Origin of the sequence: Nocardia sp. NPDC005745, assembly GCF_040630775.1 — a bacterium.
Taxonomy (GTDB): domain Bacteria; phylum Actinomycetota; class Actinomycetes; order Mycobacteriales; family Mycobacteriaceae; genus Nocardia.
On sequence record NZ_JBEXYF010000025.1, the window covers coordinates 20,466 to 40,042 of the forward strand.

The 19,577-nt window shown below is 68.5% G+C and carries 17 protein-coding genes; 9 read left to right on the forward strand and 8 right to left on the reverse strand.

Annotated features, from left to right (window positions below; translation table 11 throughout):
- The first annotated feature begins 1,867 nt into the window (after positions 1-1,867).
- The 3 genes from ABZ420_RS24480 (at position 1,868) to ABZ420_RS24490 (ending at position 6,558) form a co-directional block, all read left to right on the forward strand.
- Positions 1,868-3,082 (forward strand): acetyl-CoA C-acetyltransferase, encoded by a 1,215-nt coding sequence (locus tag ABZ420_RS24480; RefSeq protein ID WP_040864405.1) that lies wholly within the window; start codon positions 1,868-1,870, stop codon positions 3,080-3,082.
- A gap of 115 nt (positions 3,083-3,197) precedes the next feature.
- Positions 3,198-5,348 (forward strand): 3-hydroxyacyl-CoA dehydrogenase NAD-binding domain-containing protein, encoded by a 2,151-nt coding sequence (locus ABZ420_RS24485; RefSeq protein WP_357126901.1) that lies wholly within the window; start codon positions 3,198-3,200, stop codon positions 5,346-5,348.
- A gap of 112 nt (positions 5,349-5,460) precedes the next feature.
- A complete protein-coding gene (locus tag ABZ420_RS24490) occupies positions 5,461-6,558 on the forward strand; it encodes an esterase-like activity of phytase family protein (protein WP_357126904.1) in 1,098 nt (365 codons plus the stop codon).
- On the opposite strand, the gene ABZ420_RS24495 is transcribed toward ABZ420_RS24490, so the two are convergent.
- Positions 6,555-7,025: a MarR family transcriptional regulator gene (locus tag ABZ420_RS24495; protein WP_357126907.1), complete on the reverse strand. Its 471-nt coding sequence runs from the start codon at positions 7,023-7,025 to the stop codon at positions 6,555-6,557. The genes ABZ420_RS24490 and ABZ420_RS24495 overlap by 4 nt on opposite strands.
- A 94-nt stretch (positions 7,026-7,119) precedes the next feature.
- On the opposite strand from ABZ420_RS24495, the gene ABZ420_RS24500 reads away from it, so the two are divergent.
- Together ABZ420_RS24500 and ABZ420_RS24505 are read left to right on the forward strand one after the other, a co-directional pair.
- Positions 7,120-7,572: an SgcJ/EcaC family oxidoreductase gene (locus ABZ420_RS24500; protein WP_357126910.1), complete on the forward strand. Its 453-nt coding sequence runs from the start codon at positions 7,120-7,122 to the stop codon at positions 7,570-7,572.
- A gap of 339 nt (positions 7,573-7,911) precedes the next feature.
- On the forward strand, positions 7,912-11,493 hold the full coding sequence (locus ABZ420_RS24505; RefSeq protein ID WP_357126913.1) for a protein kinase: 3,582 nt from the start codon (positions 7,912-7,914) through the stop codon (positions 11,491-11,493).
- Between the two features lie 10 nt (positions 11,494-11,503).
- Here ABZ420_RS24505 and ABZ420_RS24510 read toward each other — a convergent pair whose 3' ends face one another.
- Both ABZ420_RS24510 and ABZ420_RS24515 read right to left on the reverse strand, forming a co-directional pair.
- On the reverse strand, positions 11,504-12,820 hold the full coding sequence (locus tag ABZ420_RS24510) for a class I SAM-dependent methyltransferase (protein ID WP_040864410.1): 1,317 nt from the start codon (positions 12,818-12,820) through the stop codon (positions 11,504-11,506).
- Positions 12,817-14,259, reverse strand: coding sequence for an FAD-binding oxidoreductase (locus ABZ420_RS24515; protein ID WP_357127088.1), 1,443 nt, complete (start codon positions 14,257-14,259; stop codon positions 12,817-12,819). The genes ABZ420_RS24510 and ABZ420_RS24515 overlap by 4 nt, the downstream gene beginning before the upstream one ends.
- A 199-nt stretch (positions 14,260-14,458) precedes the next feature.
- On the opposite strand from ABZ420_RS24515, the gene ABZ420_RS24520 reads away from it, so the two are divergent.
- Complete coding sequence (locus tag ABZ420_RS24520; protein WP_040864411.1) at positions 14,459-14,893, forward strand: SRPBCC family protein; 435 nt, start codon at positions 14,459-14,461, stop codon at positions 14,891-14,893.
- 53 nt (positions 14,894-14,946) lie between these two features.
- Here the strand turns inward: ABZ420_RS24520 and ABZ420_RS24525 are convergent, their stop codons facing one another.
- The 3 genes from ABZ420_RS24525 to ABZ420_RS24535 are packed head-to-tail and all read right to left on the reverse strand — an operon-like array spanning position 14,947 to position 16,841.
- Positions 14,947-15,294 carry a VOC family protein gene (locus ABZ420_RS24525; protein ID WP_357126915.1) on the reverse strand — a complete coding sequence of 116 codons (348 nt, stop codon included), beginning with the start codon at positions 15,292-15,294 and terminating at the stop codon, positions 14,947-14,949.
- A gap of 15 nt (positions 15,295-15,309) precedes the next feature.
- Positions 15,310-16,122, reverse strand: coding sequence for a MerR family transcriptional regulator (locus tag ABZ420_RS24530; RefSeq protein ID WP_357126918.1), 813 nt, complete (start codon positions 16,120-16,122; stop codon positions 15,310-15,312).
- Between the two features lie 50 nt (positions 16,123-16,172).
- Complete coding sequence (locus ABZ420_RS24535; protein WP_357126921.1) at positions 16,173-16,841, reverse strand: hypothetical protein; 669 nt, start codon at positions 16,839-16,841, stop codon at positions 16,173-16,175.
- 191 nt (positions 16,842-17,032) lie between these two features.
- Between ABZ420_RS24535 and ABZ420_RS24540 the strand changes: the two genes are divergently transcribed.
- The 3 genes from ABZ420_RS24540 (at position 17,033) to ABZ420_RS24550 (ending at position 18,668) form a co-directional block, all read left to right on the forward strand.
- Positions 17,033-17,365 (forward strand): YbaB/EbfC family nucleoid-associated protein, encoded by a 333-nt coding sequence (locus tag ABZ420_RS24540; RefSeq protein WP_062972321.1) that lies wholly within the window; start codon positions 17,033-17,035, stop codon positions 17,363-17,365.
- Positions 17,366-17,378: 13 nt separating this feature from the next.
- Positions 17,379-17,987 (forward strand): recombination mediator RecR, encoded by a 609-nt coding sequence (recR, locus tag ABZ420_RS24545; protein ID WP_040864415.1) that lies wholly within the window; start codon positions 17,379-17,381, stop codon positions 17,985-17,987.
- 63 nt (positions 17,988-18,050) lie between these two features.
- A complete protein-coding gene (locus ABZ420_RS24550; RefSeq protein WP_357126924.1) occupies positions 18,051-18,668 on the forward strand; it encodes a LysE family translocator in 618 nt (205 codons plus the stop codon).
- Positions 18,669-18,674: 6 nt separating this feature from the next.
- On the opposite strand, the gene ABZ420_RS24555 is transcribed toward ABZ420_RS24550, so the two are convergent.
- Positions 18,675-19,319 carry a hypothetical protein gene (locus ABZ420_RS24555; RefSeq protein ID WP_357126927.1) on the reverse strand — a complete coding sequence of 215 codons (645 nt, stop codon included), beginning with the start codon at positions 19,317-19,319 and terminating at the stop codon, positions 18,675-18,677.
- 21 nt (positions 19,320-19,340) lie between these two features.
- Positions 19,341-19,547 carry a hypothetical protein gene (locus tag ABZ420_RS24560; RefSeq protein ID WP_357126930.1) on the reverse strand — a complete coding sequence of 69 codons (207 nt, stop codon included), beginning with the start codon at positions 19,545-19,547 and terminating at the stop codon, positions 19,341-19,343.
- Positions 19,548-19,577 lie beyond the last annotated feature (30 nt).

Sequence of the window (19,577 nt, forward strand, 5' to 3'; positions counted from 1 at the left end):
GCGGCGTCGCCTACCGTCGATCCGGCCGTCGGGAACGCCCCCGGGGCCGACCCGACTGCCACGCGGGATTACGTGCGCGGGGCCGCCGACTCGACTGCTGCGCGGGATTCTGCCGTGGGGCCTGATCGCGGGGCCGCCGAGTCGACCACACCGCGGAATTCTGCTGGGGGATCTGATCAGGGGGCCGCTGAATCGACCACGGCGCGGGATCCCGCTGCCGGGCGCGATCGCGGGCCTGCGGAGTCGTCTGCGGGGCCGAGTTCTGGGCGCGAGCATGGGAGCGCGGGCGTGGATGCGGCGGGGAGTTCCGCTGTGGGGCCTGATCGCGGTGCTGCGGATTCGTCTGCGGGGCCGAGTTCTGGGCGCGAGCATGGGAGCGCGGGCCTGGATGCGGCGCGCAGTTCCGCTGTGGGGCCTGATCGCGGTGCTGCGGATTCGTCTGCCGGGCCGAGTTCTGGGCACGAGCATGGGAGCGCGGGCCCCGATGCCGCGCGGAGTTCCGCTGCCGGGCGTGATCCTGGGGCCGGGGACCCGAGTACGGCGCGGCGTTCTGCCGCCGGGCCCGATCGCGGTGCCGCCGACTCACCCGCCGTGCAGGATTCCGCCGCCGGTCAGGGCGGTCCTGGGCGATCCGAGGCAGGGCCGCCCCACGCGTCCGCGCAGGAGCCCGCCGGTCCTTCCTCGGCGTCGAGCGGTGATCTACTGCGCGAGGTGGAAGCCGCTTGGGCGGATATCCGCGCCAAAGTGCGGGAGTTCGGCGCGGCCGTGCAGGCGATGCTCGCCGGTGCGTCGGTCGCCCGGGTGGAGGGCGAGGTCATCGTCTTCGCGCATCAGCACGCGCCGCTGGCCCAGCGTCTGTCCGATCCGCGGAATCTGGAAGCGGTGCGGTCGGCGGTGCGGGCGGTGCTCGGCCGCGACCACGAGGTGCGCTGGGAAGCGGGCGGCGCGGTGCCACGGCCGGCTGCGGCGCCACGGGCCGGCGGTAGCGGGAACCGTGCTCGCGGACAGGCGGCGGGCCAGCCGGGACGTGAATCCGGCAACGCGACAGGCCGCGCTCCGGATGCCGCCGCCCCGCCGAGGTTCTCCCGCCCCAGCCAGGCGCGCAACGCGGGCGTCGAGAAGCCGGGTAACGCGGGTCGCACCCGCGCGGGTGGCGCGAATCCGCGCCCGTTCCCCGCGGAGGACGACATCCCTCCGCCCGACTATCCCGACCTGCCGGACGACCCCGGCCCCGCGGACTATCCGCCGCCCTACGACGCCGAACCGAGCGGAAGCGACGCCGTGAGCAGCCGGGGCTGGAGCGGTGACGGCGCCGTTCCCGCCTCGACGCCGGAAGAGGAGCGGGAGATGATGGCCGCCGCGGCCGATCCGGTGGCCCCCGGCGACCGGCGCGACCCGGACGAGGTCGCCCTCGAATTGCTGAAGAGTGAGCTGGGTGCCACACGGTTGGATGGTTGACAACCACCGCTCTCACGACGTTAAGTTAACCGGAGTTCGCACTCCACGGTAGTATGTACGGGTAGCCGGGAGCTTCGGTACGCCGACGTTCTATGGTATGCCCAGGCGTACGTGCGACCGTGACGTGCGATCGCTCTTCCCTGCCTGGTTTTGTACAGCGTTAGGAACGGTCGGCCGCAAGGCCGGTCGGCGAGGTCAGCCGCAGCCACGCCGCACCCGCGGTGTCGCCGCAAACCAGCGCTCGGACGGACGTATGTCCGGCCCGGCCGCACAGGAGCGCTCGGACGGACGAACGTTCCGGTCGACCGCACACAAGCGCTCGGACGGACGAACGTTCCGGTCGACCGCACAGAAGCGCTCGGACGGACGAACGTCCGGCCGCCGCACATTGAGGAAGGAACACTCCGATATGACCACAGAGGCCTACATTTACGAGGCCATCCGCACTCCGCGCGGCCGTGGCAAGAAGAACGGCTCGCTGCACTCGGTCAAGCCGATCGACCTGACTGTCGGTCTGATCCAGGAGCTGCGCGGCCGCTTCCCGAACCTCGACGAGGACCGGATCTCCGACCTGATCCTCGGCGTGGTCGCGCCGGTCGGCGACCAGGGTGCGGACATCGCCCGTACCGCGGTCACCGTGGCCGGCCTGCCCGACACCGTCGGCGGGTTCCAGCTCAACCGCTTCTGCGCGTCCGGCCTCGAGGCGGTCAACCTGGCGGCCCAGAAGGTCCGCTCCGGCTTCGACGACCTGGTTCTCGCCGGTGGCGTCGAGTCCATGTCGCGCGTGCCGATGGGCTCCGACGGCGGCGCCTGGGCGCTGGACCCGGCCACCAACTACGACACCTACTTCGTCCCGCAGGGCGTCTCCGCCGACCTGATCGCCACCATCGAGGGCTTCAGCCGCGACGATGTCGACGCCTACGCGGTGCGCTCGCAGGAGCTGGCCGCCAAGGCCACCACCGGCGGTTACTTCGCCAAGTCGATCGTCCCGGTCAAGGACCAGAACGGCATCGTCGTGCTGGACAAGGACGAGCACATGCGCCCCGGCACCACCGCCGAGGACCTGGCCAAGCTGCAGCCGTCCTTCGCCGTGATCGGTGAGATGGGTGGCTTCGACGCGGTGGCGCTGCAGAAGTACCACTTCGTGGAGAAGATCAACCACGTGCACCACGGCGGCAACAGCTCCGGCATCGTCGACGGCGCCGCGCTCGTGCTGATCGGTTCGGAAGAGGCGGGCAAGGCCTCCGGTCTGACCCCGCGTGCGCGCGTCGTCGCGACCGCCACCAGTGGCGCCGACTCCACCATCATGCTGACCGGTCCGACCCCGGCCGCCAAGAAGGTGCTGGCCAAGGCCGGCCTGACCCTCGACGACATCGACCTGGTCGAGATCAACGAGGCGTTCGCCTCCGTGGTGCTGAAGTTCCAGAAGGATCTGAACATCCCGGACGAGAAGCTGAACGTCAACGGCGGCGCGATCGCGATGGGCCACCCGCTGGGCGCGACCGGCGCGATGATCACCGGCACCATGGTCGACGAACTGGAGCGCCGCAACGGGCGCTACGCGCTGGTCACCCTGTGCATCGGTGGCGGCATGGGCGTGGCGACCATCATCGAGCGGGTCTGAGCCCCAACCGACAGCTGAAGATTTACGGCGGCGTGAGCGTCAGGCCCGGAGGCGGCAGCCCGCGTAACCACATAGGGCCGCGAACGCCGCCAATTCACTTAGGAGACACAGAGCTGTGAGCGAAACCAACATGATCGGTTGGGAGCAGGATTCGGACGGCATCGTCGTACTGACGATGGACGACCCGAACCAGGGCGCCAACACCATGAACGAGCTGTACAAGAAGTCGATGACCGCCACCGTCGACCGGCTCGAGGCGGAGAAGGACAACATCACCGGTGTCGTCCTGACCTCCGCGAAGAAGACCTTCTTCGCCGGCGGCGACCTGAAGAACATGATGAAGGTCGGCCCGGACGACGCCCAGGCGCTGATGGAGGAGCTCGGCGAGATCAAGAGCGCCCTGCGTCGCCTGGAGCAGCTGGGCAAGCCGGTCGTCGCCGCGATCAACGGCGCGGCGCTGGGCGGCGGTCTGGAGATCGCGCTGGCCACCCACCACCGCATCGCGGCGGACGTGCCGGGTTCGCAGATCGGTCTGCCGGAAGCCACCCTCGGCCTGCTGCCCGCGGGCGGCGGCATCATCCGCACCGTGCGCATGCTCGGCCTGCAGAACGCCCTGATGCAGGTGCTGCTGCAGGGCCAGCGCAACAAGCCGGCCAAGGCCAAGGAGATCGGCCTGGTCGACGAGCTGGTCGGCTCGATCGAGGAGCTGGTCCCCGCCGCCAAGGCGTGGATCAAGGCCAACCCCGACGCCGGCGTGCAGCCCTGGGACAAGAAGGGCTTCAAGATCCCCGGCGGCACCCCGTCCTCGCCCGCGTTCGCGGCGAACCTGCCCGCCTTCCCGGCGAACCTGCGCAAGCAGATCAAGGGCGCGAACATGCCCGCGCCGCGCGCCATCATGTCGGCCGCGGTCGAGGGCTCGCAGGTCGACATCGACAACGCGTCGCTGATCGAGTCCCGCTACTTCGTGCACCTGCTCACCGGCCCGGTCGCGAAGAACATGATCCAGGCGTTCTTCTTCGACCTGCAGACGATCAACAACGGCGGTTCGCGTCCGAAGGACGTGCCGAAGAAGGAGATCAAGAAGGTCGGCGTGCTCGGCGCGGGCATGATGGGCGCGGGCATCGCGTACGTCTCCGCCAAGGCGGGCTACGAGGTCGTGCTGAAGGACGTCTCGATCGAGGCGGCCGAGCGCGGCAAGAACTACTCCGAAAAGATCGAGGCCAAGGCTCTCTCCCGGGGCAAGACCACCGAGGAGAAGTCCAAGGCGCTGCTGGACCGGATCAAGCCGACCGCGGATCCGGCCGACTTCGCGGGCGTCGACTTCGTCATCGAGGCCGTCTTCGAGAACACCGAGCTCAAGCACAAGGTGTTCCAGGAGATCGAGGACATCGTCACCCCCGACGCGTTGCTCGGCTCGAACACCTCCACCCTGCCGATCACCGGTCTGGCGACCGGCGTGAAGCGCCAGGAGGACTTCATCGGTATCCACTTCTTCTCGCCGGTCGACAAGATGCCGCTCGTCGAGATCATCAAGGGTGAGAAGACCTCGGACGAGGCGCTGGCCCGGGTGTTCGACTACACCCTCGCGATCAAGAAGACCCCGATCGTCGTCAACGACAGCCGTGGCTTCTTCACCTCGCGCGTGATCGGCACCTTCGTCAACGAGGCGATCGCCATGCTCAAGGAGGGCATCGAGCCCGCCACGATCGAGCAGGCCGGTCTGCAGGCGGGCTACCCGGCCGCGCCGCTGCAGCTGTCGGACGAGCTGAACATGAAGCTCATGCAGAAGATCGCCAAGGAGACCTTGGAAGCCGCGCAAGCCGGCGACACCACCCTGGGCGTCAAGCGGCACCCGGCGCAGGATGTCATCGACTACATGGTGTCCGAGGGTCGTCCGGGTCGCCTGGAGAAGGCCGGCTTCTACGAGTACGACGAGAACGGCAAGCGCACCGGTCTGTGGGCCGGCCTGCGCGAGCACTTCAAGACCTCGGCGGACTTCGGCGTCCCGCTGCAGGATCTGATCGACCGCATGCTGTTCGCGGAGGCGATCGAGACCCAGAAGTGTTTCGACGAGGGCGTGCTCACCTCCACCGCCGACGCCAACATCGGCTCGATCTTCGGCATCGGCTTCCCGGCCTGGACCGGTGGTGTGCACCAGTTCATCGTCGGTTACCCGGGTGGCCAGGAGGCCTTCGTGGAACGCGCCGACTACCTCGCCAAGAACTACGGCGAGCGCTTCGAGGTTCCGGCCTCGCTGCGTAAGTAGTCTCGCGCCGAACGCAACGGCGAAGCCCGTCACCGCTTTTCGCGGTGGCGGGCTTCCGTCGTTTCCCAGCCCGTGCACGTTCGCGTCCTTCCGGCCGGATAGGTTGGCAGCCGTGCCGAGACGTAGTCGCCATGTTCTGATCGCCGGTTGTGCCCTCGTCCTCGCATCGGCGCCGGTGGCGGGCGCCGATTCCGCGCCCGCGCCCTCGGTGCGCTTGCTCGGCGAGCAGGTGATCGCGTCGGGCCTGGACTTCGAGGGCACCACCGTGGGCGGCCTGTCCGGTATCGATTACTCGGCACGCACGGGTGAATTCGTGCTGATCAGCGACGATCGGTCGAGCAAGAACCCCGCGCGGTACTACACCGCGCGCATCGAGGTCGGCGAGCGCGGCGTCGGACCGGTGACGATCACCGGCACCCGGCCGCTGCTGACCGCGACGGGCGCTTGCTACCCGCCGATGTCGGTGGACCCGGAGGAGATCCGGGTCGATCCGTGGACCGGCGACTACTACTGGACGCAAGAAGGCGAACGCGACGGCGACCTACTGGCCGACCCATCGGTGCGGATTGCGCACCCGGACGGCTCCTATGCCGGTGAGCTGCCGATTCCGGAGAACGAACGGATGCGTCCCGGTTCCGGTCCGCGGCAGAACCAGGCGCTGGAGGCAGCGACCTTCCTCGCCGCCGGCGCATTGTTCGCGACCGCGACGGAAGGGCCGCTGCTGCCGGACGGGCCGCCGCCGACCACGACCAGTGCAGCGCCGGCGCGCATCACCGTCCAGGCTCGATCCGGACCGCTACTCGCCCAGTACGCGTATCCGCTGGAGCCCGTCTTCGCCGAGTCGCGGCCCGAACCCGGCCGCGGCGGCACCGGGATCGCGTCCATCCTCGCCGCCGATCCGCTCGACCCCACGAAACTTCTTGTGCTGGAACGGTCTTTCTCCCCGGGCACGGCCAACAAGATCCGCGTCTACGAGGCCGACCTGAGCGGCGCGACCGACATCCTCGATGCCCCGCTCGGCGCCGCGCACCCGGCGGCCAAACGGCTGCTGGTGGACCTCGACGACGTCGGACTCGCCGCCGTCGACAACGTGGAGGGTATGACGTGGGGTCCCCGGCTGCCTTCCGGCGAACGAACCCTGGTCCTGGTCAGCGACGACAATTTCGACAGCCGCCAGATCACCCAGGTCGTCGTCCTCGCCGTCGCCTAGTCCGCGGGACGCAACTCCTCGGCGGCGGCCTGGTAAGCGGCGGCGGCCCTCCCGAAGTAGTCGAACAGCACTTCGCGCTGTTCGGGTGAATAGCCGCCGATGATCTCGCCGATGCGCCGCCGCGCCGGGGCGAGGACCTCGTCCAGATCAGCGGGCTTGCCGACCAGTTCGACGATCACCTTGCGCCGGTCGCCCGGGACCGGCGCGCGGCGGACGTAGCCCGCGTCCTCCAGCCGGTCGATCAGCCGGGTGGTCGGGCCGGTGGTCAGGCCGCTGCGAGCGCCGAGTTCGCCCGGCGTCATCGGTCCGGCCAGTCCCAGGATGTTGAGCGCGTAGAGGTCGGTGGCGCCCAGATCGACCGCCCGCGCCCCGGCTTGGCCGTGCAGCATGACCGCGCTCAGATAGCGCCGGTAGATCTCATGGGCGTCCGGCCGAAGGCCGTGCGGCGCGGTCTCGGGTGTTGACACGGGATCCCTCCATCCTTTAATTTCTTCTTATATGAAGAGACTTCTTCTAAGAAGAAAGCTCTCACAAGAAGTAATCTACCATGGAGGCACCATCATGAGTGGCGACGAGAGCACCGACCGGCGCGGCATCCTGGCCGTTCTCGCCGAGCTGACAGACGCCTGGGGGCGGGGAGACGCCGACGCCTACGGCGAGGTCTTCACCGAGGACGCCACCTACACCAGTTACCTCGGCACCCATTACCGTGGCCGCGCGGACATCGTGGCTTCCCACCGAGCCTTGTTCGCGGGCGTCCTGAAGGGCACCCGGCTGGCCGACGAGGTGCTGGACATTCGTTACTACGGTCCGGACGTCGCCGTGGTCACCAGCCGTGGCGACACCTACAAGGGATCGCCGAAGCAGGCGCCGGCCAAGGTCCAGACCTACACCGTGGTCCGCAGGGACGGCCGATGGCGCATCGCCGCTTTTCAGAACACCAAACGCAGGAAGTTCGTGGAGCGCATGACCTTCTGGATCACTCCAGCGACACGTCCCGCCGAGCAGCGCTGACCGATCCACGGCGAATAGCCCATGGACCCGGTTGGTCGGCTCCTCCTCGGGTATTCGTCCGGGTGGACCAGACGTGGCGGCGGTCACGAGCCGAGGCGGCACCTGCAAAGGTGAGCGCGAGAGCCCATTTCGCGCCGGACATCGAGCCCCGGGCCGGAGCGCTGAGCTGCGCGGAACGCACGGACCGGCGGCACGAGTCGTCCTGTTCGGAAACGTCACCCGCCTGATACCGGGCCGCGCTACGTTGGAGTATGCGCAGACATATCGGACACGCGTCCGGGGTCGGCGCGGAGTTTGGTCGCCGATGTCGCCGATTCGATGTGAGTTCGAGGTGATCACATGAATCCACAGACGCGTTCGGGCCGGGCGCGCCCCGAATCGACTGCGGCCGAGACGGACACGCGGCGCGAGGCGCCCATCGACATCGCCGACGAGTTGGAGGCGATGGGCCTGTCCGGTGCGGTGGAGATCGGCCGGGGCGGATTCGGCGTGGTGTATCGCTGCGTGCAGACCGCGCTGGATCGGGTGGTCGCGGTGAAAGTGCTCTCCTCGGAGATCGACCAGGAGAGCCGGGAGCGGTTCCTGCGTGAGGAACAAGCCATGGGCAGGCTGTCCGGCCACCCGAATATCGTCGACATCCTCCAGGTGGACGTGACGGCGACCGGCATGCCGCTCATCGTCATGCCGTACTGCACCCACGGGTCGCTGGAGCAGCTGATCCGCGATCAGGGCCCGCTGACCTGGGCGGACTCGCTGCGAGCCGGGGTCAAGCTGGCGGGCGCCATCGAGAGCGCACACCGCGCCCGGATCCTGCACCGCGACGTGAAACCGGCCAACGTCCTGCTCAGCGGCTATGGCGAACCGCAGCTGACGGATTTCGGCATCGCCCGCATCCCGGGCGGGTTCCGCACGTCCAGCAGCATGATCACCGGCTCGCCCGCGTTCACCGCGCCGGAGGTCCTCAAAGGCGACGAGCCGACCATCCGTTCCGACGTCTACGGCCTCGGCTCGACGCTGTTCGCCTTGCTCACCGGGCACGCGGCCTTCGAGCGGCAGGCGGGGGAGCGGGTGGTGGCGCAGTTCTTGCGAATCACCACCCAGCCGGTGCCGGACCTGCGCGAACAGGACATTCCACCAGATGTGGCCACCGTCATCGAACACGCTATGGCTCCGAGTCCGCGAGATCGCCCGGCCAGCGCTTACGAGTTCGGCGAGATGCTGCGCGAGGTGCAGCGCGGCCATGGCCAGCTGCCCGACGAGATGGCACTGCTGGACACGACGCCGGAACCCGAACCGACGATTCCGACCGCGGTGGGCATACCGACCGTGGCGTGGACCGGTTCCCGTCCCGCGGTCACCGCGCGACGTAGCTGGCCGTTGACGCTGCGGCCCGCCGTCTCGCAGCATTCGGCGACCTCGACGACGGCACCGCCGACGGCCGTGACCAAATTCCGTCCCCCCACGCCCACGCGAGACCCGATACCGCGGCCGCGTCTGCTGGACACCCTGCGCGGGGGTGGACGGCGCAGACTCGCGGTGATCCACGCGCCCGCGGGGTTCGGCAAGAGCACACTGGCCGCGCAGTGGCGCGCCGAACTCACCGAAGGCTCCGCCGCCGTCGCCTGGATCGGTATCGACCGCGACGACGACAACGAGATCTGGCTGCTCGCCCACCTGATCCAGGCGATCCGCCGGGTGCATCCGGAGGTCGGCGCCGGTCTGGACCAGGTGCTGGAGGAGCGGCCCGCCGACGCCGCCGCGTTCGTGATTCCCACGCTCATCGACGAGATCCACGCCGCGGGCAAGACGGTCGTGGTGATCGTCGAGGACTGGCAGCGGATCACCGACGCGGGTGCGCATCGGGCGATGGAAGCCCTGCTGGACAACGGCTGCCACCACCTGCGTTTCGTCGTGACCAGCCGAGAGCAATCCGGCCTGCCGACGAGCCGGATGCGGGTCCACGACGAACTGGTCGAGATCGGCTCGGCCGCGTTGCGCCTGACCGAGGCGGAGACCAGGCAGATCCTCGTCGAGCGCAACGGATTCGACCTGACCCCCGAGCAGGTGACCGAGATCCACACCGCCACCGACGGCTGGCCCGCGGCCATCCAACTGGTCGGACTGTCCCTGCGCGGCAACGCCGACCCCGCTCAGCTGATCGCCACGCTGTCGGAGGGCAACCACGGCATCCGCGAATACCTCGCCGAGAACGTGCTGGACACCTTGGAACCCAAGATGCTCGAGTTCCTGATGTCGATCGCGGTGACCGAGCGGATCTGCGGCTCGCTCGCCGCGGCGCTGTCCGGTGAACCGGACGCCGAACAGCTGCTCGAGCAGGCCGAGCAACGGGAGCTGTTCCTGCGGCGCATCGAGCACGACCCGGAGTGGTTCCGGATGCAGCCGCTGTTCGCCGAGCATCTGCGGACCCGGCTCGATCGCGTTCACCCCGGGAAGTCGAAGTCGCTGCACCGCAAGGCTTCGCGCTGGTACGCCGAACACCAGCTGCTGCGCAAGTCGGTCGACCACGCACTGGCCGCGACCGACCTGAAGATGGCGCTGGACTTGCTCGAGGGCGGCGGGATGGACCTGATCGACGGATCCCGGCTCGCCACCCTGCTGGGCAGCGTGTCGAAATTGCCGATGCAGCAGGTGGCCTCGCGCTCGAAGTTGCTGATGGCGGTGGCCAGGGCGAATGTCAACTTGCAACAGTCCGGCGCGGCGCGCAACGCGCTGGGCAGGCTGTCCAACATCCTGGCCCGCGGCTCCACCGGTGACGCGGATGTGCGCGTGCAGCGCTGCCAGGCGGCGGTGCTCGCCGCTTCGGACCAGATCGCGCGCGACCACACCGAGGGGGTGCTGGATCGGGTCGCGGACTGCTTGCAGGAGCCGGACGATCTACCGGCGTGGACGGTCTCGACCGCGGCGAACCTCACCACGTTCGTGCGCCTGTGTGGATTCGACTTCGAGGGCGCCAGGAAGATCCAGGAATGGGCCGAGGACTACCACAAGGACTCGAAAGATCCGCTGGGTCTGGTATTCGGCCGCTGCGGCCAGGGCGCGGCCGCCTACGAGCAACTCGACGTCGCCACCGCCACCCGCTGTTTCCAGCAGGCGTGGGAGTCCGCGCGCGAGCGCTCCGGACCGCGCTCGCACGCGGTGCGCGTGGCCGCCGCTCTACTCGGCGAAACGAGTTATCGCGGGGGTGATCTGGAGACCGCCGACCGGTTGCTGGACGAAAGCCACGAGCTGGTCACCCGGGTGGGGCCGGTGGACTTCCTGATCTCGACCTTCGTCGTCGGCGCGCGGGTCAAGGCGGTCGGCGGGGATCTGTTCACCGCGGCCACGCGGCTGGACGAGGGCGCGCGCATCGCCGCCGACAACCGCCTGGCGCGCCTGGCCGCGCACATCCGCGCCGAACGGCTGCGCCTCGGGCTGCCGCTGGAGGCGGGGGAGCGCCGCTACACCGATCTCAGCGAGTCCACGCCGCTGCAAATGGGGCATCGGCTGACCGGCGCCGCCCTGCTCACCGCCGAGGCGGAGGAACTCGCCGCGATTCGCGCGCTGCTCGCCGAACACCGGCCCGGCTCCGACGACCGGGCCGTTCGCCGCGCCCGCGCGCTCTACGACCACACGCTGCAAAAGCACCGTCCGCGCGCCCAATTGGACGCCGCGCTGCTCCTGGCCGAATGTCTGGCCACCGCCGGCTGGGTCGGCGAGGCCACCAACCTGTTGCTGCCCGCGGTCACCACCTGCGCAGGTCTCGGCTGGACCAGGCCGCTGCTGGACGCGGGCCCCGGCGTGGTCGGCATCCTGCGCGTGCTGCGCGCCGACCTGCCCGCCTCGGCCCAGGTCGGTGACATCGAACTGCCCGCCCCGTTCCTGGATGAACTCCTGAACGAGGCGGGCAGTCAGGCCTACTGAACGAACCGGATCACGGCTGCCACCACGGGCGCAACGGCACGGTCCAGTCGCCGTCGGCGGGGAGCTTGACCCCCAGCACCTGGTGCAGCTGAACCACGTTGCGCTGGAAGCCCAGCCGGCAACCCGCCATGTACAGGCCCCACACCTTCGCGGTGCCCTCGCCGACCTCGGCCACGCAGGCGTCCCAGTTGGCGACCAGGTTCTTGCACCATTCGTGCAGGGTCAGGGCGTAGTGCTCGCGCAGATTCTCCTCGTGCAGCACCTCGAGCCCGATGTTCTGGATCTCGGAGATGATCCGCCCGGAGCCGATCAGCTCGCCGTCCGGGAACACGTAGCGGTCGATGAAATCTCCCGCCTTGGTGGTGCGGGTGTTGTCCGGACGGGTGATGCAGTGATTCAGGAACAAGCCGCCGTCGCGCAGCTTGCTCTTGATGAAGTCGAAGTAGAACGGGTAGTTGTGCACACCGATGTGCTCGGTGAGGCCGATCGAGGACACCGCGTCGAACTCGCCCTCCGGCACATCGCGATAGTCGGAATGGCGCACCTCCGCCAGGTCGGCCAGGCCCTCCTCGGCGATCTTCTTCTGTGCCCAGTCCGCCTGCTCGGCCGAGAGTGTCGCGCCGATCACCTTCACGCCGCGCTTGGCGGCATAGCGCACCATGCCGCCCCAGCCGCAGCCGATGTCGAGCAGCCGGTCGCCCTCCTTCAACCGGAGCTTCTCGAACACCAAGCGGTACTTGTTCTCCTGTGCCTGCTCGAGCGTCCAGTTCTCGTCGCCGTAGACCGCGCAGGTGTAGGTCATCGACGGGCCGAGCACGTACTCGTAGAAGGCGTTCGAGACGTCGTAATGGTGGTGGATCGCTTCGGCGTCGCGGGTCTTGGAGTGGCGCAGGCCCTCGAAGGCGATCCGACGCCAGCGCGGCAGGGTCTCCTGCGGCGGCGGGGCGACCGGCTTGAGCCGCTCCCAGCCCAGCGAGCGCGCGATGGTCACCAGGGCCAGCGCGGACGGACGGCGGAACTTCAACCCGTCCAGCGCCTTCAGGATCTCGTACGGATCACCCGGGTGCACGCCGGTCGCGGTCATGTCGCCGGAAATGTAGGCGCGGGCCATGCCCAGGTCGCCGGGGGCCGTCGCCAGATAGTTGATGCCGCGCGGGGTACGGATGTCCAGTGCGAACTCCGAATCCCGCGGTCCGGTCGAGCTGCCGTCGTAGGCCGTCAAGCGGATCGGGACTTCGCCCTCTACGAGCGTCTCGAAGATCTCGGCAATGCTGAGTTTGGTCCCGAGATCGGCGAAGACATCGGAACGGTCCTTGAATGTCGTCATCTGCGTTGCACCGCCTTCGAATACAAATCCAGCAGGCGCTGGTCCGGGTCGTAGCGTTTCTTCAGTTCGGTATAGGTGTTTCCGCCGTAGAGCGCCGCGAACTCATCCTTGTCGTAGAAGGAATCCGAGTACAGCGACTTATGACCGTCGAACTCGGTCACCGTGCGCTCGATCGCGCGGTTGGCCGCGCCCTCTCGCTGCCCGGGGGTGGTGGGCACGGCCGACCAGAATCCGACGTTCACGTAGGTCCGGTCCGGCTCCAGGGGGTACAGCGGCCAGGTGCGTCCGCCCGGCCCATCCGGGTCGCCGCTCTCGCGCAAACGCAGTGGGCACAGCCAGATCGGCTCGATCGGGATCTCGCGCAGAAACCATTCCACGAAGTCGGCGGTGCGGTCCACCGGAACCTCGACGTCCTGCACGACCCGCTCGCGCGGGGGATTGCCCTTGCGGGCCTCCAGCTTGTCACCGATGGCGTACTTGTGGTCCAGCGCCACGAGCTTCCAGTAGAAGCTGCTGCGCCGGTAGCGTTTCGGCCAGATCCGGCGGATCCTCGGGTGCTGTGCGCCGAAGGCGCGCGAGCACCAGAACCAGTCGGTGTCCCAGCGCCACAGGTAGTCGTGGATGGTCAGGCGGTCGCGCTTGGGTGTGTCGCCGTCGTGCTGGATGGACCGGTAGAAGATGTCCATACCGGTGTAGTCGCTGACCGGGCCTGGCTCGTCGGTGCGGCGGCCCAGCGTCAGGTAGCTCTCCTCGGCGGAGAAGACGACGCCGTCGAGATAGTCGACGGGCTCACTCTCGAAGACGCGGTCCGTCACGATCGTCGCGAGGGCCGCCTCCAGTTCGCGCAGGTCGCGGAAACGCACGTGCCGCAGCGCGACGTACGGTCGCACCTCTTCCAGCTCGATCTTCAACCGCACCGTGTAGCCCAGCGTGCCGTAGGAGTTCGGGAATCCGCGGAACAGATCGGCGTGCTCGTTGTCCGGCGTGGCGGTGAGGATCTCGCCCGCGCCGGTGAGCACGTCCATCTCCAGCACCGACTCGTGCGGCAGGCCGCTGCGGAAGGACGTGGACTCGATGCCGAGGCCGGTGACCGCGCCGCCCAGCGTGATCGTCTTCAGCTGGGGAACGACCAGCGGCGCGAGCCCGTACGGGAGGGTGGCGGCGACCAGCTCCTCGTAGGTGGTCATGCCCGCGACATCGGCGGTCTTGGCGACCGGGTCGACGGCGATGACCCGGGTCAGTCCGGAGACGTCGAGACCGGGCGCGGGGTTCTTCGCCCTGGCGCGGAATAGGTTCGACGTTTTCTTCGCCAACCGGACGTTGGCGTGCTCGGGTATCGCGCGGTAGCTCGCCAAAAGACGGTCCACGCCCGCTCGATGCGCGGCAAATCCTGATTCGCGTGCGGCCGGTGCTTGTCCGGCCTTCCCCAACAGACTCACTGCCACCCCTCGACGCTAGTACGGACCAAACGGCGGGGCCACCGCGCGGGCATGGTGGCGGAGAAATGTCACGCATATGTTGCGAAATGGAATACCGAATTGTCTGGAGTAGTTCGCGGCACCCTCGGCGCCTTCCTCCTGCGCCGACAGTGCAGGATGGAGATCGGTCGAGACATCGCATCCGGACAAGGAGCTCATTGTGGGACAGGTCAGCGCCAGTAGTTCGATCGACGTGCAGGCGGATCCGCAGCGCGCGCTGGAGGCCATCGCCGACTACGACACGGTGCGTCCGCGCATTCTCTCGTCGCACTACCGCGACTACAAGGTGGTCGAAGGCGGCAAGGGCGCGGGCACCGTCGCGGAGTGGACGTTGCAGGCCACCGAGAAGCGCTCGCGCAACGTGCACGCGGTCGTCTCGGTATCCGATTCCATTGTCACCGAGCGCGACTCGAATTCGACGCTGGTGAACACCTGGACCGTCACGCCGGAGGGCACGGGCGCGCGGGTCACGCTGCGCACCACCTGGAAGGGCGCGGGCGGCATCGCGGGCATCTTCGAGGGCATCTTCGCGCCGCTGGGCCTGAAGAAGATCCAGGCCGAGGTGCTCGGAAACCTGCAGCGCGAACTGGCCTGATCAGACGTCCGCGACGACGGTCCGTGCGGACCGTCGTCGCGATGTCGAGCGGCCTACGCGGCCGCGATGTCGAAGAGGTTCCCCTCGGGATCGGCCAGCGTCGTCCACTTCATGCCCCACTCGTCGAAGTCACCGACGTGCTTCGCGCCGAGGCCGATCGCGCGTCCGACTTCGTCCCGGTCGGAGGCGAGCAGGTCGAGGTGGATCACGTTCTTTCCGGGGTTCTTGTCGGGCACCCGGAGGAACATCAGCGCGGTCGCGGCGCCCGTGGTCCGGCCGACGGTGGCGAACTCCGGGGTGGGGCCGGGATCGACGGGCGTCTCCAGCAATCGCGACCAGAATTCGGCGAGCGCGCCCGCGTTCTCACAGTCGATGGTGACGTGGGCGATAGAGAGCGTCATGGATGTCTCCTTTGTTCACGGTTGGGCGATGGGCCAGCACACTTCGGTTCGGTAGACGGCGGGATCGTCGGACACATCCGGTCCGAGCAGGTACAACTCGCGGATCGGTTCGGGCAACGCGACATCGTGTTCGGCCACGTGACTGCCCAGCGCGCCGTAGGTGCGGTCGAAATCCTCGAACGGGCCCTCGTGCACGGTGACGGCGAACCTGCGAGTGGGTAACTCGATCGCCGAAAGCCCCGGGGGCAAGACGATATCGGCTCCGGCGATCGGGACGAACGCGACGACCGCGCCCTCGTCCTGTTCGAAGAAATCGGTGCCGTAGGTGGCGCCGCCGACCCCCGCGGGTGCGATATCCGCGGCGGCCAGCGCCTCGTACAACGCCGGGAACGTCGACGCGCACCACTGGTCGATGTGTTCGCGCGCCACCGTCGCGCCGATCGCCGCGGCCGGGAACGCGGGAACCACGCGATACTCCACGGTGATCGGCGGTGCGGGCGTCAGCAGCGAGCGCAACGACGCCACGACCGCACGGGTACGGATCAGCTCCGCCTCCATGCGCTCCAGATGCGCGCGCAGCGTGACGTCACGGGCGCCGTCGTCCGGCGCGGCGAGGACGGCGCGGATCTCCGGGACCGGCATGTCCAGCTCGCGCAGCCGCCGGATCAACTGTGCCTGCGTGACCTGCGTCGTCGCGTACCGCCGATAGCCCGAACCGGCGTCCACGTCGACCGGAGCCAGTAGGCCGATCTCGTGGTAGTAGCGCAACGTCTTCACGCTGAGATTGCTCAGCCTGGAGAACTCCCCGATGGGGACGGTTGCCGTCATGGCACCAGCCAACACCCTCCAGCGACGGGAGGGTCAACGACACTCGCTGTTCAGGCGAGCGCGAAGGTCAGCAGCAGGGTGGTCTGGAACGCGCCGCGCCACCACGAATAGCCGAACCACACACCCGGGGTGACCTCCCGGATCTCGTCGTAGACCGGCGGCGTCGGGGAGGGCGCGTAGTTCAGGGCCCAGGCGGGCTGCCCGTCGGTCAGTGCGGGCGCCGCGTAGACGTCGGCGCGCCAGCCCTCGATGCCCGCACCGGTGAGGCGGTTCATCAGGTAGCCGCCGTCCGGGCCGGTGTAGAAGGTCTTGCCGATCCACAGCGGGGGCGCGACGGCTTGCATGACCGGCGGACGAGTGACCCAGCCCGACTTCACGCCGGAGGGAACGTCGCCCAGCGGCGCGGCGCGGAAGATGGCGTCCTGCTGGTCCGCCGAGCACCGGAAGCGCAGCGAGTCGAGTGTCGCGGCCTTGTCGTCCGGATAGAGGACGCAACCGTCACCGTAGTCCGCGACCGCCGGGGTGGTTTCGGCATCGATGACCTCCTGTGCATCGATCACCTCGGTCGCATCGATGAACTCGGTCGCATCGACGATCTCCGTCGCATCGATGATCTCCGTGTCCGCGGACGCCGTTGGCGCAGTAGCGCCGAGAAAGATGCTGGGAACACCAAGAGTGAGCACCAGGGTGCTCAGGAAACGTGCACGAACTGCGATCATCTTTGTCTCCAGATTTGCACACCGGCCCCGACTCGGTGTCGATGGTAAGGCGCGCTCGGTCGGTCTCCACCGGAACTACCCAACCTGTTATCCACCATGCGCCGCGACATCGGACCCGTCGGGCCGCGCCGGGGACACGGTGCGGCAGGACTAGGCTGGCCGGTGACACCTTCTCCAGAGAGGACCCTCCCGTGCAGCCAGGTGGCCAGTTCGATATGCAACAGTTGCTCGCCCAGGCGCAGCAGATGCAGCAGGCGGTGATGGAAGCCCAGGAAGAGATCGCGGCGACCGAGGTGGAAGGCGAGGCGGGCGGCGGCCTGGTCCGGGTCACCATCAAGGCCAGCGGCGAGGTGGTGTCGCTGACCATCGACCCGAAGGCCGTGGATCCCGACGACGTCGAGACCTTGCAGGACCTGGTCATCGGCGCGGTCAACGACGCGATGGCCAACGCGCAGCGCGTCGCCGCGGAACGGCTCGGACCGCTGTCCGGCGGCCTCGGCGGCGGTTCGCTGCCCGGTTTCTGAGCCGGGGTAGCAGTTGTACGAGGGTCCGGTCCAGGATCTGATCGACGAATTGGGCAAGCTGCCCGGCGTCGGTCCGAAGAGCGCCCAGCGCATCGCCTTTCACCTGCTCGGGGTGGAGCCGCCGGAGATCGATCGGTTGCAGGCCGCGCTGCAGAAGGTGCGCGACGGTGTGCAGTTCTGCGTGACGTGCGGGACGGTCTCCGACGGCGAGCTGTGCCGTATCTGCGCCGACCCGCGCCGGGACCGGACGATGATCTGTGTGGTCGAGGAACCAAAGGACGTGCAGGCGATCGAGCGCACCCGGGAGTTCCGCGGTCGCTACCACGTGCTCGGCGGCGCGCTCGATCCGCTCAGCGGCATCGGCCCCGACCAACTGCGCATCCGGGAGTTGCTGGCGCGCATCGGGAACCAGGAGGACGGCGTCGACGTCAGCGAGGTGATCATCGCGACCGATCCGAACACCGAGGGCGAGGCCACGGCCACCTATCTGGTCCGGATGCTGCGCGACTTCCCCGGCCTGAGCGTGACCAGGCTGGCCTCGGGCCTGCCGATGGGCGGCGACCTCGAATTCGCCGACGAGCTGACCCTCGGCCGCGCGCTGTCCGGGCGGCGCGCGCTGTAGCGGGCGCAAACGCCTCTCCCGAGCGGGACTACGCACCGCCCGGCGTGGGTTACCGTGTCGGAGATGAGCATCGAATTCTTGCTGACGACGCTCGTCATCGTCGCCACCCCCGGAACCGGTGTGCTGTTCACGCTCGCGGCCGGGCTGTCCAGGGGCGTGCGGGCCGCGGCGATCGCGGCTTTCGGCTGCACGCTCGGCACCGTCCCGCACCTGATCGCGGCGATCACGGGTCTGGCCGCGCTGCTGAACGCCGGCGCGGTCGCCTTCCAGACGCTGAAGTACCTCGGCGTCGCCTATCTGGTGTACATGGCTTGGAGCACCTTCCGGGACAAGGGCGCGCTCGCCGTGCCGGAACAGCCCGGGCACACGGCGCCCTCGGCGCGGAAGGTGATCACCTCGGCGGTGCTGCTGAACCTGCTCAACCCCAAGCTGACCATCTTCTTCTTCGCGTTCCTCCCGCAGTTCGTGCCCAGCGGCGCGCCGAACGCGGTCGCGCGCATGCTCGAGCTGAGCGGCATCTTCATGCTGGCGACCTTCGCGGTGTTCGCGGTCTACGGCGCCTGCGCGGCCGCCGTCCGCGACCAGGTCGTCTCCCGGCCCGCCGTCGTCACCTGGACGCGGCGGGTTTTCGGCGCCTCGTTCCTCGCGCTGGCGGGCCGGCTGGCCATACAGAACCAGTGACGGGTGCTAGAGATCGACGCGAGACCAAGGTAGGCCGGGGAAACGGCTGCGGTCGTCGTTGGCCCAGCCCCAGATGAGGGCGGCCACGGTGGCCGGGTCGGAGACGGTGGTGCCGAAATGCCTGTCGGGATCGCCGTCCCGGTATTCCACGGTGTACGCGCCGGAGTTGTCGCGGTAGGTCTGGATGTAGAACTGGTCGCCGCGCTCGACCACCAGGTACGGGTTGGGCGGGCTCAGCTCCGGGATCCATTGCTGGACAAGCGCTTCGGTCAGGTACGGGAACTCGCCCGCACCACCGTGCGTCACCATGGCGCCGACGTGCCCGGCGGGATCGATCAGCCAGGCCAGCTGGGGGTCGTAGACGGCGTAGTTCAGCGGTGTGGCCAGTTCGAACAGCAGGTGGCGGACGAAACCGATCGCGTCGTAGGGACACGCCACGTGCAGCACCGCGCCGGTGGCCGCGCCGCCGACCGGCGCGGTGCTGAGAAAGCCGTCCTCCTCGGGCAGTTCCGCGTTGCGTCTGTTCAGTTCGCCCGCGATCCGCGCCACCGTCCCCGACTCGGGGGCACCCTGCTGGGTGCTCAGGTAGGCGTCGACCTCCGCGATCGACGACGCGACACCGGACGGCAGCAACACGTGGTCATAGCTCACCGGGCCAGGGTACGGAACCGTTCAGGCGCGGCGGCGGACCGTGTCGTCGTCGGTGCACCGGCAGCCGCCCGCGAGGTCTCGGCAATCGAGGACGAAGGCGTGCCGGTCATGGCTCAGTTCGAGGCACTGCTCGTCGGTGCATTCCGGGATCCGGCTCGCGTGCACGATCAGGGTTCCATGGCAATGGTCGAACGCGGATTCGCAAGATGAACAACCTGGTGTACGCATATGACCTCCTGACGAGATCGTTGTCGTGGT

Bases quoted from the DNA above. Each gene is read 5' to 3' on its own strand.
- ABZ420_RS24480 (WP_040864405.1), top strand. From the start codon at position 1,868: ATGACCACAGAGGCCTACATTTACGAGGCCATCCGCACTCCGCGCGGC.
- ABZ420_RS24500 (WP_357126910.1), top strand. From the start codon at position 7,120: ATGAGTGGCGACGAGAGCACCGACCGGCGCGGCATCCTGGCCGTTCTC.
- ABZ420_RS24505 (WP_357126913.1), top strand. From the start codon at position 7,912: ATGAATCCACAGACGCGTTCGGGCCGGGCGCGCCCCGAATCGACTGCG.
- ABZ420_RS24510 (WP_040864410.1), bottom strand. From the start codon at position 12,820: ATGACGACATTCAAGGACCGTTCCGATGTCTTCGCCGATCTCGGGACC.
- ABZ420_RS24525 (WP_357126915.1), bottom strand. From the start codon at position 15,294: ATGACGCTCTCTATCGCCCACGTCACCATCGACTGTGAGAACGCGGGC.
- ABZ420_RS24530 (WP_357126918.1), bottom strand. From the start codon at position 16,122: ATGACGGCAACCGTCCCCATCGGGGAGTTCTCCAGGCTGAGCAATCTC.
- ABZ420_RS24535 (WP_357126921.1), bottom strand. From the start codon at position 16,841: ATGATCGCAGTTCGTGCACGTTTCCTGAGCACCCTGGTGCTCACTCTT.
- ABZ420_RS24550 (WP_357126924.1), top strand. From the start codon at position 18,051: ATGAGCATCGAATTCTTGCTGACGACGCTCGTCATCGTCGCCACCCCC.
- ABZ420_RS24560 (WP_357126930.1), bottom strand. From the start codon at position 19,547: ATGCGTACACCAGGTTGTTCATCTTGCGAATCCGCGTTCGACCATTGC.